Source organism: Polynucleobacter sp. JS-Safj-400b-B2, assembly GCF_018881975.1.
Taxonomy (GTDB): domain Bacteria; phylum Pseudomonadota; class Gammaproteobacteria; order Burkholderiales; family Burkholderiaceae; genus Polynucleobacter.
The window spans coordinates 1-16,578 of sequence record NZ_JACVPJ010000023.1 but is presented as its reverse complement, the minus strand read 5'-3'; the positions used below and the strand labels follow the sequence as shown (position 1 = coordinate 16,578).

Sequence of the window (16,578 nt, the reverse complement as noted above, 5' to 3'; positions counted from 1 at the left end):
CCTATTACATGGATGTCAAAAGTGCTGAGCTAACTAAATACGCAGCCAATGCGATGCTAGCGACCCGTATCTCCTTTATGAACGAGTTAGCCAATTTGGCTGACTTAGTAGGCGCTGATATTGAAGCAGTACGCCAAGGTATTGGTTCAGACTCACGCATTGGTTATGGCTTTTTATACTCCGGCACGGGTTATGGCGGCTCCTGCTTCCCTAAAGACGTATCAGCCTTATCCAAAACTGCTAAAGAACATGGTAGGGATCTGAAGATCCTCGATGCTGTAGAAGCAGTCAATGAGCTGCAAAAGTACACCTTGGTCGAAAAGATCGAAAAGCGCTTTGGCAAAGACCTCATAGGTATGAAGTTTGCACTCTGGGGCCTGGCCTTCAAACCGAACACGGATGATATGCGTGAAGCGCCTAGTCGTGTGATCATTCAAGAATTGGTTAAGCGTGGTGCCACAGTAGTAGCTCATGATCCCGTATCCATGCCAGAAGCCAAGCACTGCTTGGATGTAGACTTTAAGGGCAACCCGGAAGGGCTCAAGCAAGTATCAATGACTGATGACCCCATGAGCACACTAGATGGTGCTGATGCCCTCATCATAGTGACTGAGTGGAAAGCCTTTAGAAGCCCAGATTTTGATCAAGTGATGCAAAAACTCAAGCGCCCAGTCATCTTTGATGGTCGCAATCTCTATGAGCCCGCTGCTATGCAGGAATTAGGTATTGAATACTATGGCATTGGGCGGAAAAATTAATTATTTTTTCTATCCACTGGGCGGATTTCTCAATCGTCTAGATGTAGCCAAAATAATTCAGAAAGCAGCAAAGATCGTAGCTGAAAATGAAAAATCGACTACTGCTGCAACTCTAGCCAAGCCTCAATAGCTCTGACTCATTAACCTTAACCCTGTTTTAGGCGTTTTTGAGCAATTGCAAGTAGTCTGTTGTCACCGCTAAATCGACTCCACGATCTAGTTGGTTGGTTTCTAATCCAGGCCAACGTCCCATCATTCTTCCGCCAGCAACCTGACTTCCCATGATGAGTGCAAGACTGCCATGACCATGGTCAGTGCCATTACTCTTATTGCTAATGAGTCTTCTACCAAACTCGGTCATCACCACTAATTTGTAGTCTTTATTTTGCGCGCGCATATCTTCATCAAAGGCAAGCAGTGCTTTACTGAGGCGCTCAATTTGGTTATTGATTCTGCCGGGTTGGGCATCATGAGTATCCCAGCCGCCATAGTCAACCCAAGCGTATTGCAAGCCTAAATTGGTTTGCATAATTCTGGCAACAGAGCGCAGCCCGACGCCAGGATCAGTGTCAGGGTAGGGTACTTGACCTGAGCTGGTATAGGGCAATACTTTGTTATCGGTTTTTGGTAGTGCGTTGTTGACTTGCTCTAAGCTGGCAAAGTTACCTAACATCGTTTGCGCTGCAGGATGGTTGTTATCTACTTCAGCTAGAGTTTGAATGGCTTTCAGACTTGCTTGCCCACCTTGAAATGAAATCCCGCCTTGTAAGTCTCTCACCGCTAATACTTGATTGGCTCCTTGCATGGCTCTTGGCATCGTATTGCTACCAGCAAACAAAGGTAATGAATTGACCTTGGGTGATATCTGACCTTTGTTCAGATAAACCTGTCTTGCCATCCAGCCAAAAGAGTCGGGTAGTGTCTGTAAGTTTTGGATGCCACGTTCAATGATTTCTTGAGCTTCAAAGTGCGAGCGTGTTTCATCTTTAATGCCAACTGTTGGCCAAGCAATCAGACGTCGATTGCTAAATAGTTGGTTTAGTGGCGCAGCTGCTGGGTGCCAGTAAAAATTAGTACCGTCCAAAGTGATTGGAGCGCTATTGGCCGCTTTCTCTTTGGTAAAGCGCATCTCGGGTGGCCGAGCCGCTAAAAAATTGGGATCATCTAAAGGGGACAGGATGGCCAAGCCATCAGCACCACCCCGCAAAAACACCACAATCAATGGCCCACCATTGATACTTTTGTTGATGATGTTTGCTTGCTCTGGACTTGCGGCAAAAGACCATTTGCTAATACCTGCATACATGCCGCCTAAGCCCAATTGAGCTGCAGCACTTAAAGTACTGGTGGCGCTGGCTTTAAGGAAGGTGCGTCGTTTCATGATGGGTGGGCTGATTATTTAAGCACTTCTAGTAATAGGAAGATTCGATTTAAATTGCTCAGGACTAGGTAACATCACTTCGGTCTGAAAAGAAGGCGAGCACGCCAATAATCCAACCAGTCTTCTTGCGCGTCTTGGATCGGTCACTACATCACTTGGTTTGGTGTTTTGCGATAACAGAAGGGCGTTAGATAACTCTGGCCTTTCTTGTTTAAAGAGAGCCTTTTCCCAGCGAGTCATCAGTTGGGTATAGGTAGGCTTGGTTGGTAAACCGTTAAAAGGATCCCACTCGCCAGTCTTCCACCAGTTCTCAGAAATACCCTGGGAGAGTTGTGCCCTTTGACGCAGGTAAGCAGCCGACAAAATCCACATCAGGCCATCAGGCGGCCCATCAGGGGTTGGCCAGCTATAGATTGGAGCGCCTGCTGATTCTAGAGGGCCACCACTGACACCGCCATCTCCTAGAACAAAAGGTAGGTTGACCGCTTTTGCAAAAGAAGCAATCAAGCGCATGGGTCTTTTGGCTTTTTGTTTTTGTGCTGTAGACAGCTTTGATCCCGCCTCAACGATATGTTGATAGACCAATTGCAACTGAATGGGGGAATTACGATGCTCTAAAAACACTTGAGTAGTACTTTTAACCAGATCAGCCGGTGGCTTATCGCTCACAAAACGCTGCACCAGTTTATAAGAAAGATGTTGTGCAGTAGCAGGGTGATTAGCGCAAAGTGCTAATACTTTTTTACCATCAGCCATTGCAGCGCCATAAGGCTCAAACTCGGTTGCCAGAATCCGTTTTTGATAGTTGTCATGCCAAATACCAACATAAGTAAATAAGCCAGTTTTGGGTAGGCTTTGGCCACCGCCAAGGCCAGATCCATCCTCAATCGTCCAGCCTGTAAAGGCCCTAGCAGCCTCATAGACATCTTGGTCGATATAGCCCTGAGGTTTACCTTGACTAGCGCCTGGAACACTTTTCCACTGGGCATATAAATTATTTAAATAGGCATTACGCCCTAGGGTATGTAATTCAAATAACTCACGGGCATAGTTTTCATTGGCGTTACCTGCGCGAGAGGATTTGTTGTTGAGATACACCAGCATAGAAGGGTGTTGTGCAGTAGCTTCTAGCATCGATTGAAAGTTACCCCAACAATTGCCGCGGATGATCTCTCGGTCCCAATGGGGAAGATAGGCGCCTACCTCTTGGGAGTTTGCGTAAATGGAAAAGTGGTCACGCCAAAAACCTACCCACTCTTCTTGCCAGGGCGCGTCCGTTTCGACTGCTTGCATGAGTGTAGCTGCTTGTACTTCAAGACGAGGTCTTGAGCGCTCAGGTGGAATGATGAGATTGTCTCTGCCTGTATAAGGAAAGAGCTCTGGAATAGAAGCACCCAGCAATGAGAGAGGGCGCAATTCGTCTACGGCGGGGTACTCCACTTCAACGCCATTATTGTTAAATTTTCCGGCGTTATAACGCACCCTTAGAAGAGTTTCTTTATAAGAGAGCAGTGCGTTTTTTGACCAGGCCATGACTTATTCTAATGAATATATTCACCTAGATCGGCTTAGGCTCAATTGATAACTAAATCATATCCCTGAGTTGCCTGACTAAAGTTATTGAGATATGGAATAAATATGGAATAAATATGGAATAATCTTGAATCAAGGTGTAAAATGAATAAATTATGAGAACACAAGCTGTTGCCCAAAAAGTAGCCCCATCCATTTTTAGTTCCGTCCCAACGAATGATGAGTTGCGATTATTTAAGGGCAAAGGGATCCCTAATTACACCAGGGTGAGAGATTTTCTTGGGTATACCAATGAAGATATCTCCATCGCCTCTGGTGTGGCGCTGAGCTCAGTACGGTTTGATAAAAAAGTTCCCTCAGAGCTAACTGAGAGGATTACTGAATGGGCTACTGCAATTGGCTTGGTCTATAGTTTTTTTAATGATGAAAATAAAACAATGCTGTGGTTCAAAGTCCCCAATCCACTCTTGGGGGATATTTCACCGCGTGACATGATTAAGCTTGGTCGATTCAAAAAGCTTTTGAAGTTTATTCAAAGCGCCCTAAACGAGAATGTGTAATTGGCAATTCGTAAGCCCGCCTATCGAAGGGCAAGACCTACTACACGTAAGAAGAAGTTAATCAGTGTCACGCCTGAAAAGCGCGTTGAGCATTTGCTCGAGGAGGGCTCAATTAAGAGTTTGGTTGAAGGGAAAAAACTTAACCAAGAGCACATTAAATATCAATGGGACTTTTACTCTGAGTTAGCCTATCAGCGCAGTCAAATACAGGACCAGCTTATTCTTAGTATTCAAGAAAGCTGTATTACCAACTTCAAAATAAATTCTTGGCAGAGGGTTACCAAGTGGAAGTATTCTGGTCATCCTTTTTCTACAGTCGGCAGCTTGGTTTCCTATGGTGGTAGATTTAATATTGGTGGAGATATTTCTTCTAGCGATACCTTGAAAACATTTCAAGCCTTGTATCTAGCTGAAGACCAAGGCACGGCTCAGGTTGAGGCGTTTGGTCAAGATGTTACGAATAGCGGTCTAACTATCGAAGAAATTTCACTTAGCAATAAGAATTCTTTCGTATGCACATCAATTTCTGGGCGCTTAGATCGAGTGATTGACTTAACCACTAAGCAATCTTTAGTTAAGTTTGCAAAGTTAATTTCCAAATTCAAGATTCCACACGCTATTCAAGAATCTGCAAAAAAACTTGGAATTCCAACTCCCTTCCTAATAAAAAGCCCCGGATCGTTGCTGAAAAGTTTTTTAGCTAATAATTGGCGAAAAGAGCCAGCTCAATTTGACATCCCAGCAAATAGTCAAATTTTTGGCCAGCTTGCTTATTTTGCTGGCATGGATGGCGTTGTTTATCCTTCCACAAAAACTGGCAAGAACTGTCTAGCTATTTATCCGTCAAACTTTGATGGTAGAAATTCATTTCTAAGCCTAGATGATGAGCCCCCAGAAGTTTGGACGCCTAGGATAATTTCTTCTGAAAATTTCCAGCTTGCAAAAATGACCTCTGATGATGTCAAAATAGTAATTGACAGATAATAATGACATTATGAAAAACAATCAAAAAGTTGCATTAATTACCGGCATTACCGGACAAGACGGCTCTTACCTTGCTGAGTTCCTGCTAGAGAAAGGCTATATCGTGCACGGCATCAAGCGTCGCGCTTCTTCATTTAATACTGAGCGCATCGATCACCTTTATCAAGACCCTCATGTCAATCATCGGGATTTGATTCTGCATTATGGTGATTTGACCGATACCAGTAATTTGGTGCGCATTATTCAAGAGTGTCAACCTGATGAGATTTATAACTTGGGGGCGCAGTCTCATGTAGCAGTTTCTTTTGAATCTCCTGAATATACCGCAGATGTTGATGCAATGGGCCCATTACGCTTGTTGGAAGCCATTCGTATCTTGGGTCTGGAAAAAAAGACCCGCTTCTACCAAGCCTCTACTTCCGAGCTGTATGGCTTGGTACAAGAGGTTCCGCAAAAGGAGACTACACCTTTTTACCCAAGAAGCCCTTATGCAGTCGCCAAGATGTACGCCCACTGGATTACCGTGAACTATCGTGAGGCTTATGGGATGTATGCTTGTAATGGAATTCACTTTAACCACGAGTCCAAGCGCCGTGGTGAAACTTTTGTAACTCGTAAAGTAACTCGTGGCCTCGCTAACATTGCTCAAGGTATTGAGAAGTGCTTATACATGGGCAATATTGATGCTTTACGTGACTGGGGTCATGCAAAAGACTATGTACGTATGCAATGGCTTATGCTTCAGCAAGAAAAGCCAGAGGATTTTGTGATTGCGACTGGCATGCAATTTACGGTAAGGGAATTCATTATCCGCAGTGCTAAGCAGCTTGGCATTACTCTGAAGTTTGAAGGTAGTGCCGAAAATGAAAAAGCCATCGTTACATCTATTGACGGTGATAACGCACCAGCCTTGAGATTAGGGGATGTGATTGTTCAAATTGATCCACGTTACTATCGTCCTACAGAAGTAGAAGCCCTCTTGGGCGATTCCACAAAAGCAAGAACAAAATTGGGCTGGGCTCCTGAAATTACTCTCGATCAAATGATTGTAGAGATGGTTGCTAATGATTTAGATCAAGCCAAGCAACATGCCTTGTTAGGTAAGCATGGTTTTAATGTTGCAGTTGGTAAAGAGAATTAAGGATACAAACTTCAAAATTTAAGTAATTACAAAAAATCATAAAAGCAGTTAAGCTAAACGATGAGTGCAGATCTTGATCAAAAAATCTATGTAGCCGGACATCGTGGCATGGTGGGCTCAGCCATCATGCGCAATCTACAAGCACGCGGCTACAGCAATATTGTTGCTCGTACCCATGCGCAACTAGACCTGACCAATCAAGCGGCAGTGCAACACTTTTTTGGGCATGAAAAACCAGATCAAGTTTATCTAGCCGCTGGAAGGGTAGGGGGTATTTATGCAAACGATACGATGCCAGCGCAATTTATTTATGACAATCTGATGATCCAAAATAATGTCATTCATCAAGCCTTTTTAAATGGCGTTAAAAAACTCCTGTTTTTGGGTTCCAGTTGTATTTATCCTAAGTTAGCTCCCCAGCCGATGAGTGAGGATGCTTTGCTTACTGGTAAGTTGGAGCCAACGAACGAGCCGTATGCCATTGCCAAGATTGCCGGCATCAAGATGTGTGAGAGCTATAACCGTCAATACGGTAGCTCGCATGGTGTGGACTACCGCTCAGTGATGCCAACCAATTTGTATGGCCCTGGCGATAACTATCATCCAGAAAATAGTCATGTCATTCCAGCTTTGATTAGAAGGTTTCATGAGGCCAAAGCTGCTAATGCTCCAGAAGTAGTCATTTGGGGTACGGGCACACCAAAACGGGAGTTCCTTTACGTGGATGATATGGCAGCAGCATCTGTGTTTGTGATGCACTTAGATAAGCAAACTTACGATAGTCAAACGGAGCCGATGCAAAGTCATCTTAATGTTGGCTATGGTTCTGATGTCACCATTGCTGAATTAGCAACAGCTGTAGCAAAAGCAACTGGCTATCAAGGAAAAGTTAGTTTCGATCCTAGTAAGCCAGATGGCTCGCCACGTAAGTGGATGAGTTCAGAGCGTTTAAATAATCTGGGCTGGAGTGCGCAAGTTAGCTTGGAACAGGGCTTAGTTAAGGCTTATGCGGAATTTATAAATTCAGAAATAAATTAATTCTAGAAAAGTTTGCATATTCATGATGGCAAGAGAAGTAGGTTGAGTTCTACGACATTAGGCTGCCCCATCTGCAATTAGCAAGTCTTGTATGATTGTCGCGTGAATTTGTGGCAATTAAACCATTTCTCTACCCCTCTGACTGATCTAACAGGCCAATACCTAGATTTTAAATGAAACCGTAGGCAAGCTCACTAGATGTGTTCACTTTAGCCAACGCTGCTGATTTTTTTGATCTTCCTATGTGGGTGGGGGTATACCATCCCGCTTAACGGTATGAGACGCAGATAAACTACTGCCAAATATCTCTTGAATTCCAATTTTCGGGAAATCCCATGCGCTTAATCTCAATTGATGGATATTCATTAAATAAATCTAATAAATGAGTGCCCCAAACAGTGGATGGCGAAATCTTCTTAAGTAAAACTTGAATCATTACCGCTTGGGCATAAAACCGATCTTGTTGAGATAGTTCATTCGCAACCTTTCTAGCAACAGCAGGTCTAATCGTATATCTTCTGTTCCATAAACGCTGATGGTGAGCTGCAAGATTCCTTAAGTAACTTAAGGCATGCAGCCATGAAGCAAATATTGAGACATCAAGCTCATATTCTTTAGCAATTGGCTTTTGAAACTCTCTAGCAAGATTTTTAAAAATCTTTGATACCGTTCCTAGAGATAAAACTTCGAAAACCATCCATGATGGAGGGAATGCAGGATCTGTGTACTTATCGTAGTAGTGCTGAATAAAAATTTGTCTTACAGCTTTTCTAGAACGGTCGTGTCCAATATCTTTTTTTAGACGATCTAAGAAATCTTCAAAGTCAAAGGTGGCGAAAAATGGAGTTCCATTCAAATACCAGTGTGCACCAAGCCTCTCGCTCATCAGCCGACTAATGGTAGCCCTTACAGCCACCTCAATTCGCTCCAGCGCATCTATGACCAAAAGTCGAAGTTTTCTATCAAACACATATAGATCAACAACATCTTCAAAGCGAGTGTTAGGTAAAAATTCGTGGGTTCCATCAGCGTTGTAATTAAGCTGAAATGGCAATGCATATCCCGCCAATCTAAAGTAACCAATAAATTCTAGATACTGGTTTGCATAACCCTCATCAGAAACAATCAAGCCGCGATTTCGCATAATCGCAATCTGCTCTTGAATTGTGGTTGACGGTTTTTGATATCTCATAAGTAAAAAACCCCCCGGGGTGAGCATTGTTAAGAGGCTTGGGGGGTGTTGTTACTCATGATTGTACAGATATCTATTATCCCTATCTATTGGGGTGTTTATTTACAACAATATAAGAATTAGCCCTTTAAAAAAGACTTTCTTTACTTTTGCCCCTGAATGACGCTTAAGTCTTGGTTTATCTTGATCATGCTTTACGCGAACCTCTATCTAACGAGGCTTGACGGGGGATACTACAACGGTTAACCGTTCCTTATGCCTAGATTTTCTTCGGGCAGGCTCAGTCTAAAAGGCGCCTTAACCTAAGCTTGTAATTTTTTCACCATTTCAGCCAATATTGCATGACGAATAGCTCTTAATACCTGCCGCTCACTTGCAAGTGTTGTTCCTACGGATGGATCACCTGGATATTTCAATTCAAACTTTTCAAATTCTTTTTCACACTCCTCAAGTAGGCGATCAGCGGCCGGAAGAACTTCCAATAGCAGGCGATGAAGCTCGCGTTCAGCTGTTTTCCGGCTAAGACCTAAGGTAAGCCCAGCGTCTAGAACATCATCTCTTGTCACTGCAGAAAAAGTAGCCGCCTTACCTATCGGTAATGCTAATGGTGTATTGGGCCAAGCTGCTTTCTCATTAGCAAAAGTACGTGTGTCATAGACTGCAGTTGATAAGAGATCGTACGATTTACCGATGTTGATTCCGGATGCATCGACCAGGAAAGAGAGATTTTTTAAATGATTATCCCCATTGCCAACGAGCAAATTAAATACCAGCCAACGATACAAGGCTAATCGAGCAACCGTCTTATACCGACAATAGTTAAGCGCTAGCGCAAGGGCGCTTAAATTGGCGCCGTAGTATTTAAATTCTCGTGATTTATTCAATAACTGACAGCTATCAATAATGTGCAATCGCTTAGTTGGGCTTAGCTCTGAGACAACACGATCAAAACGCTCAATCACATAAACTGGCTGCGGTACATAAAGATGATGCACATTAGGCACATTCAAACCCACTGCGCGGGCTAACTTCATCGTGAAATATTCATTCATCACAGATGCCGAGTAAACCGGGTCTTGGTGATTAGGTTTTAAGATGTGTGTTGATGGCGTGTTCTCGACGGGCTCAAAGAATGCCTCGCCCCGCAGCACCACCAAGAGCTTATGCTGCGCCCCAGCCAAAGACATTTTCTTAGGAGCATTTAGTAAAATGGAGGCATGTGGCAAATTCCTGATGCGCTCACTTAACTCAGAATAGCCCAAGGAAACTAGGCCCTGCACTTGCGGCATTGATTCTTCCGGCAAGATGAATACTAGTGAACCAGCAGATTCGCGACCAAAATATGCCAGCAGTCCAAATGTATCTTCGCTAGGTATCTTCGCCTCGCGCGCCAAGATGGTGCGCATATTTTCTTCGGGGAGCAGGTTATCAAAATACCATTGCACTGGCCGATTACTGGCTCCATCCTGATGGATCAGTTGCGCCCTTGATAGGGTTGGAGATAAATCAAACGCATCAGGTGAATTTACCCAGCTTTGGGCATACTCAAAACCCCACAGATTATTTTGCTCAACTAGTTGACCAAGCTTCTCATCATTAATGAATATATCTAGAAAACGTCCACTCATACTGCTTCGACCTTTTTCATGGAGAAGGGACGCTTGGGGGGTAATGGCTTAACCCCATCTGCTTGCAATTTTTTAAAATTGGTCAAAACCTCATCCGTTACATTAGCGTTTAGCTCAATACCTAGCTCTTGCAAGAGTTTCATAACACGGCCAAATTGAACGGATTCTTTTCCCCGCTCAACCTCTCGCACAAAGACGGGCCCTAAGCCAGCACTCCCTGCAACATCATCCAAACGTAATTTTTGATGCTTGCGGGTTGCTCTGATCAGCAATCCCAAATCCTGAGGTTTCCTTATTTTGATATTCATTAAACCCCCCTTATAAAAGATGCATTAGCATCGATTATTATACAAAAGAATGTAAATTTGAAATAAAAGATGTACATGCATCGATAGATAATTTACTGCAGTAAAAGACGAATATATCGATGCATATCAGTCGACTATAGATAAATTCTGCTGGTTTTACAGTCAAGTCTATTGCTAAGTGTCTTGAACTATAGCCCGCCTAGGTATTTGGAAAGCGTCAAATTGACATGCTTGGCCTTAGGGCGTTCTTGCGCTTCTATTTCATCTGGCACTTAAAAATGCAACCGTGAGGACTCAATCCTCTGCTCTACTGACTGAGCTAGTGGTGGCCAAGACTTTGAAATATGAATGAAACTGTGTTTTAGCTTAGTTAATTGGGGGCTTATGCTCCTTTTACATTACGGTTGTATCTTTATATCAAACTATGTAAAATACTATTAATCGTACTAATTAGGAGCTGATCATGGGTGCTATTGTAGCGAATGACTTAAAGACCAAAGGCATCAAAGCCATTGAGGACGCCTTGCTGGGTCAGTTGGAGGCGCCTGTCTCTGTGCGTGGACAGGTGAAGTATGTGGTGATGAGCGATCAGCAATATCAGTATCTGCGTGAATGCGAACTTGAGGCTGCATTGGCTGAATCCAGAACGGATTTAGCTGGCGGACGTTTTGTTAAAGAAACCGTGGCACATCACATCAAGCGTCTTAAGCAAATCAATCAATCTGCAGAATGACTTGGCAGTTAATCTTTACTGAGCAATACAACAGACGCGCTGCTAAGTTTTTAAAGAGACACCCGGATGTAGAGGATCAATACGCCAAAACATTGGAGTTATTAGAGCTCAATCCGCATCACCCCTCACTACGCCTACACGGCTTGTCAGGAAGACTGGATGGCTTGCAAAGCATTTCCATTAACTTGAAATACCGCGTCACCATTGAAATGATCATCACTGAAAGCGAGATCGTTTTAATCAATGTTGGCGATCACGACGCCGTTTATTGATTCAAGCGTCTAATTACGATACGCCAAATCATTTTGTTCTACTCCAAAAGAAAATAATATGCTTCAGTGGGTTTTATGGTTTTTGTGTTTAGCGTACCTAATATGGCGCTCATCTAAAACGCTAAGCAACTTGCGTAAAGATTCTTTTGCACCCAATTTCGTAAGAGGCTTACTCTTTTTGGGCTTTATGTGGGTGGCTTTGATTGGCTATGGCGTACGTTTTTATGAAGCCATGCGCTGACGAAATAAAAGCTTCCTGTCGAGGCCATTTCAATATTAAATCAACACACTTTTTTCTAATATTCTTTGCCTTATTGCTTTACTTCGCTACCTCAAATAACTCTTCAAGATCGGCTTGTACTTCGACGCCAGTGCTTCTACTGAAAACAATGCACCAGTCGCTTTGGCATTTTTAGAATGGCTACTGTTGACGCTCTTTGCTTTTTGTAACTGTGCCGCCGCTTCACTGACGGAGGGCTCAGCCCACCATGAGGTATCGCAATCTGGGTAGTCACCCTTGTTCACAATCTTCTTATCCCAGCCTACGATCAAAGCATTTTTGCTATTTAGAAAATCTGCTGGTCCAGAAAAGTCAGTGCTGATCACCGTTAAGCCATGTTGCATCGCCTCAACGAGTGTTCGGCCAAAGCCTTCACTGCGATGCAGGGATAAATAGCAATTGGCTGCAGCATAGAGATCAGCTAATTCATTGGGGGAGAGGGCATCGGTAACATACTTGATACGCGGATGTTTGGGTAACCACGGATGATCAGAGAGCTTTAAACCTTTGGCGCGATTGATTTTTAAAACCAAATGCAAAGAAGGATCTTCTTGAGCTGCCTCTAAAAACGCTGCTACTGCTGCCTGAGGATTTTTACGATTCAGTGTTGAGTGAATATCAAAAATAAAGAGCGCAACAAATGCCTCTTTCGGAATCTGCAGCTTTTTTCTAAAATCTAGTTTGGCTGTTGGATGATGTATCACCGGCAAAGGAATTGAAAGAATGAGTTTCTTTGTTTTATTAAAGAAGGTGGACTGCACAAACTTGGTAGGGCACCAGATGTGATCCACCAGGCGCAAAGCCTTGACTTGCTTTTCTGGGAAATCGGGTAATTCCCATAGGAAATAGCCAATCTTCAGTTTTGGGGCGCTAAACAGGGTGGGGTGGTGCTTAGCAAGCTCAAGACAGGTCCTGGCGGACATAAAAAAGACGCTGACCTCAAAATCATCTTCGGAGAGGTTTTTCCAGTCTACCGCCACTTGCTTTTGTGACTCAGTGGGCAAATCAATCACCGAAAACGGAATATCTAGGTAATCGAGCATAGCTGCAAAAGAGCGCAGATCTTCCCCTAGGCCCAAGGGCGAAGTGGCGTAACCAATTAAGTTAAAACCTTTTTTTAACAATGCGGGGATGGCTAATGTGGGTGGAAAACAACTAAAAATGGGTCATTTTTAGCTTGCAATAGGGCATATATTGCATCAAAACTTCCTAGAGCAGGATTTTCTATTGAATGGGACTCTCTCAAAGACTTGCTAAGACACTTGTCAAAACTTACCAAGGCATATCTTTTCTAGCCCCAGACAGGCAAGCATGCTGCATAGCAACAGTATTTCTCCCAAAACTAGTGGAAATCTAAGCTCAATATCTGATGTCTATAGTATTTAAATACCAATATTAGTAGTGGATTTATAACATGCAAAAGGGTAGTGGGAGAGGGGGTAATTTACGCCATAAAAGCTAGAATTACTGCATTAATTTAGCGAAAATTCGCCCATTTGCTTTTGGGTAACTTTTAATTTTACAGGAACGTAATGGTTAAGAAGGCAGCGCCAGTAGTCGATTACTCACTCAACCAATCAACCATTGGTTCGGTAAGTGTCGTCTTGGATCCTGCTAATGCTAGTTCGGGCCCTTACACGCTGACTGATACCGCAGCAAATATTCAGGCCAATTTAAATTCCCTTCAGGCCCTCAGCAATATCAAAGCCATCACTGTTAGCGATGGCGGAACGATTTCCTTTACCGCATCTCAAGTAACTAGCGATGCCGGTATCTTGTTAAAGATTGGTTCTGTTCCAGGAGTTGCCGTTACTGGATCAGCGAGTGAGATTTATGCCAACCTAACTGCAATTAATACCAGCATTAAATTTATTCAGTCGCTCTCGGTGACTACTGGCACGGTCACCCTAAGTGCTGCTGAAGTCACTGCTGATGCTGCAGTGGTTGCTAAGCTCTCTATTGTCGCAGTGAGTGATACTGCTGCGAGCATCGCGAGCAATATTAATGCTTTAAATAGCAACATCAGCCACATTGCAAGCATCACATCTTCTGATGGCGGCACAGTCACTTTAACTGCAGCGCAGTTCACGGCTGACTCTCTAGTCGTTGCCAAGTTAGGCGCCGTCAATATCAGTGATAGCGCTGCAAACATTGCCAGCAATATTGATAAGTTACACAACAGTATTGGCAATATTGGCGGTATTACTGCCACTAATAGCGGTACTGTTACTTTAACTGCATCTCAGGTTACTAAAGATGCAGATGTTGTTGCAAAGCTATCAAATGTAGCAGTGAAGGATACGGCTGCCAATATCGCTACCAACATCGATAATTTGCAAAGTAGCAACGCCAGTATTGCTAGCATCACTATTACAGACAGCAATAAAGTTAGCTTGACTGCTAGTCAGTTCATTACAGACGCTGCAGTCGTCGCCAAGTTAGGCACCGTCAATATCAGCGATACCGCTGCTAGTATTGTCACCAATATTGTTAGCCTCAATGGCAACATCAGTAAGATTGCCAACATCACAGCATCTGATGGTGTTCAAGTAAGTCTGACCGCATCACAGTTCACCACTGGCTCCGCTTTAGTGACTAAGCTTGGTACTGTCAATATTAGTGACACTGCGGATCTTATTAGCGGAAGTATTGATAAGTTACAAAACAATATCAGCAGCATTAATACGATTACCGCCACTAGTGGCACCGTAACCTTAACCGCCGCTCAAGTTGCCAATGATTCAGATGTGGTTGCTAGACTTTCTACCGTCAACATCACCGACACCGCTACTGGCATTACTAGCAATCTAGATGCCTTAAATAGCAACATTAGCTATATTGGCAGCATCAATACCTCTACTGGCACAGTCACCTTAACTGCTGCTCAAGTCACTGCGGATTCAGCAGTCGTTGCGAAGCTCTCTAATGTTGCGGTCAGCGATACTGCTGCGAGTATTGCGAGCAATATTAATGCTTTAAATAGCAACATCAGTCACATCGCTAGTATCGCGGCTTCTAGTGGCACAGTGACCTTAACGGCTGCGCAGTTAACAGCCGATGCTGCAGTCGTTGCCAAGTTAGGCATCGTCAATATCAGTGATACTGCGGCAAATATTGTTACCAATATCAATGCCCTTAATAGCAGTAACTATATTGGTTCGATTGCAGCTTCAAGTGGCGCGATTAGCTTAACTGCAGCTCAAGTGACTGCAGATGCTAATGCAGTAGCCAAGATGAGTGGTGTGGTGGTTACCGGTACTGCTGCCAGTATCGCTAGCAACATCACAGCCTTAAATAACAATATTGACCATATTGCGAGCATCACACCTGCCAATAGCGGCACAGTGACCTTAACGGCAGCGCAGTTTACTGCTGATTCTGCTGTTGTGAATAAGCTTGGCACAGTCAATATTAGCGATACCGCTGCAAACATTGCTGCAAGGATTGATGATTTAAATGGCAATATCGGTAAGATTGCCAATATCGGCGCATCTGATGGTCTTCAAGTCAGTTTGACTGCTGCGCAAGTTACTAATGATTCTGCAGTAGTAGCGAAGCTCTCTAATGTGGTGGTAGGTGACACTGCTGATGGCATCTCTAGCAATCTCACAGCCCTCAATAATAATATTAGCCACATTGCGAGCATCGCAGTTTCTAGCGGTACCGTGACCTTAACTGCAGACCAATTAAAGGCTGATGCTGCAGTAGTGGCCAAGTTAGGCTCCGTAGTCAACATCACCGACACCGCTACTGGCATTACTAGCAATCTAGATGCCTTAAATAGCAACATTAGCTATATTGGCAGCATCAATACCTCTACTGGCACAGTCACCTTAACTGCTGCTCAAGTCACTGCGGATTCAGCAGTCGTTGCGAAGCTCTCTAATGTTGCGGTCAGCGATACTGCTGCGAGTATTGCGAGCAATATTAATGCTTTAAATAGCAACATCAGTCACATCGCTAGTATCGCGGCTTCTAGTGGCACAGTGACCTTAACGGCTGCGCAGTTAACAGCCGATGCTGCAGTCGTTGCCAAGTTAGGCATCGTCAATATCAGTGATACTGCGGCAAATATTGTTACCAATATCAATGCCCTTAATAGCAGTAACTATATTGGTTCGATTGCAGCTTCAAGTGGCGCGATTAGCTTAACTGCAGCTCAAGTGACTGCAGATGCTAATGCAGTAGCCAAGATGAGTGGTGTGGTGGTTACCGGTACTGCTGCCAGTATCGCTAGCAACATCACAGCCTTAAATAACAATATTGACCATATTGCGAGCATCACACCTGCCAATAGCGGCACAGTGACCTTAACGGCAGCGCAGTTTACTGCTGATTCTGCTGTTGTGAATAAGCTTGGCACAGTCAATATTAGCGATACCGCTGCAAACATTGCTGCAAGGATTGATGATTTAAATGGCAATATCGGTAAGATTGCCAATATCGGCGCATCTGATGGTCTTCAAGTCAGTTTGACTGCTGCGCAGTTCACTGCTGATACTGCTGTTGTGAATAAGCTTGGCACAGTCAACATCAGCGATAGCGCAAGCGTCTTAAACAACAACCTCAATGACTTACTGAACAACGCCAAAGTTTCTGGCATTTCGTCCACTGATGGACGCTTGAGTTTAAGTGCCAGCCAATTTAGCGCTGATACATCCGTATTAAGCAAGTTAGCTAATGGTTCATTAGCAGTAACAGATGTCTCTGCAGGCATTGTAAATACTGTTACTGCAAGCGCTAAAGTTGCTTCGTTATCTGTACTTGATA

15 protein-coding genes are annotated in these 16,578 nt (G+C 43.7%); 9 read left to right on the top strand and 6 right to left on the bottom strand.

The features are described 5' to 3' along the window. A partial coding sequence (locus ICN48_RS13380; RefSeq protein ID WP_216154180.1) for a UDP-glucose/GDP-mannose dehydrogenase family protein occupies window positions 1-758 on the top strand: 758 nt, incomplete at its 5' end. After that, window positions 727-888 carry a hypothetical protein gene (locus tag ICN48_RS13375; RefSeq protein ID WP_216154179.1) on the top strand — a complete coding sequence of 54 codons (162 nt, stop codon included), beginning with the start codon at window positions 727-729 and terminating at the stop codon, window positions 886-888. The genes ICN48_RS13380 and ICN48_RS13375, both read left to right, overlap by 32 nt. A gap of 27 nt (window positions 889-915) precedes the next feature. On the opposite strand, the gene ICN48_RS13370 is transcribed toward ICN48_RS13375, so the two are convergent. After that, window positions 916-2,139: a DUF1501 domain-containing protein gene (locus ICN48_RS13370; RefSeq protein ID WP_216154178.1), complete on the bottom strand. Its 1,224-nt coding sequence runs from the start codon at window positions 2,137-2,139 to the stop codon at window positions 916-918. A gap of 18 nt (window positions 2,140-2,157) precedes the next feature. Continuing rightward, window positions 2,158-3,672 carry a DUF1800 domain-containing protein gene (locus ICN48_RS13365; RefSeq protein ID WP_216154177.1) on the bottom strand — a complete coding sequence of 505 codons (1,515 nt, stop codon included), beginning with the start codon at window positions 3,670-3,672 and terminating at the stop codon, window positions 2,158-2,160. Window positions 3,673-3,827: 155 nt separating this feature from the next. On the opposite strand from ICN48_RS13365, the gene ICN48_RS13360 reads away from it, so the two are divergent. From ICN48_RS13360 to ICN48_RS13345, 4 genes are read left to right on the top strand one after another with little or no spacing between them, the layout of a single operon-like run. Further along, window positions 3,828-4,232 carry an MbcA/ParS/Xre antitoxin family protein gene (locus ICN48_RS13360; RefSeq protein ID WP_216154176.1) on the top strand — a complete coding sequence of 135 codons (405 nt, stop codon included), beginning with the start codon at window positions 3,828-3,830 and terminating at the stop codon, window positions 4,230-4,232. Further along, window positions 4,233-5,216: an RES domain-containing protein gene (locus ICN48_RS13355; RefSeq protein WP_216154175.1), complete on the top strand. Its 984-nt coding sequence runs from the start codon at window positions 4,233-4,235 to the stop codon at window positions 5,214-5,216. Window positions 5,217-5,226: 10 nt separating this feature from the next. Beyond that, the gene (gene gmd, locus ICN48_RS13350) at window positions 5,227-6,357 is read left to right on the top strand and encodes a GDP-mannose 4,6-dehydratase (RefSeq protein ID WP_216154174.1); all 1,131 of its coding nucleotides are present in this window, start codon (window positions 5,227-5,229) and stop codon (window positions 6,355-6,357) included. A gap of 60 nt (window positions 6,358-6,417) precedes the next feature. Further along, on the top strand, window positions 6,418-7,395 hold the full coding sequence (locus ICN48_RS13345) for a GDP-L-fucose synthase (protein ID WP_216154173.1): 978 nt from the start codon (window positions 6,418-6,420) through the stop codon (window positions 7,393-7,395). A gap of 292 nt (window positions 7,396-7,687) precedes the next feature. Here ICN48_RS13345 and ICN48_RS13340 read toward each other — a convergent pair whose 3' ends face one another. The 3 genes from ICN48_RS13340 to ICN48_RS13330 form a co-directional block, all read right to left on the bottom strand. Then, window positions 7,688-8,587: an Abi family protein gene (locus tag ICN48_RS13340; RefSeq protein ID WP_216154172.1), complete on the bottom strand. Its 900-nt coding sequence runs from the start codon at window positions 8,585-8,587 to the stop codon at window positions 7,688-7,690. 302 nt (window positions 8,588-8,889) lie between these two features. Next, entirely contained in the window at window positions 8,890-10,215 is a 1,326-nt protein-coding gene (locus ICN48_RS13335; RefSeq protein ID WP_216154171.1) for a HipA domain-containing protein, read from the bottom strand. Then, on the bottom strand, window positions 10,212-10,523 hold the full coding sequence (locus ICN48_RS13330; RefSeq protein ID WP_216154170.1) for a helix-turn-helix domain-containing protein: 312 nt from the start codon (window positions 10,521-10,523) through the stop codon (window positions 10,212-10,214). The genes ICN48_RS13335 and ICN48_RS13330 overlap by 4 nt, the downstream gene beginning before the upstream one ends. A 463-nt stretch (window positions 10,524-10,986) precedes the next feature. Here ICN48_RS13330 and ICN48_RS13325 point away from each other — a divergent pair, with 463 nt between their 5' ends. Together ICN48_RS13325 and ICN48_RS13320 are read left to right on the top strand one after the other, a co-directional pair. Further along, window positions 10,987-11,256 (top strand): hypothetical protein, encoded by a 270-nt coding sequence (locus ICN48_RS13325; RefSeq protein WP_216154169.1) that lies wholly within the window; start codon window positions 10,987-10,989, stop codon window positions 11,254-11,256. Further along, window positions 11,253-11,528, top strand: coding sequence for a hypothetical protein (locus ICN48_RS13320; RefSeq protein WP_216154168.1), 276 nt, complete (start codon window positions 11,253-11,255; stop codon window positions 11,526-11,528). Before ICN48_RS13325 ends, ICN48_RS13320 begins: the two co-directional genes overlap by 4 nt. Window positions 11,529-11,855: 327 nt before the next feature. Here the strand turns inward: ICN48_RS13320 and ICN48_RS13315 are convergent, their stop codons facing one another. After that, window positions 11,856-12,932 carry a glycosyltransferase gene (locus ICN48_RS13315; RefSeq protein WP_216154167.1) on the bottom strand — a complete coding sequence of 359 codons (1,077 nt, stop codon included), beginning with the start codon at window positions 12,930-12,932 and terminating at the stop codon, window positions 11,856-11,858. A 408-nt stretch (window positions 12,933-13,340) separates the two neighbouring features. Here ICN48_RS13315 and ICN48_RS13310 point away from each other — a divergent pair. Beyond that, the coding region (locus tag ICN48_RS13310; protein WP_216154166.1) for a hypothetical protein at window positions 13,341-16,578 on the top strand (3,238 nt) is incomplete at its 3' end.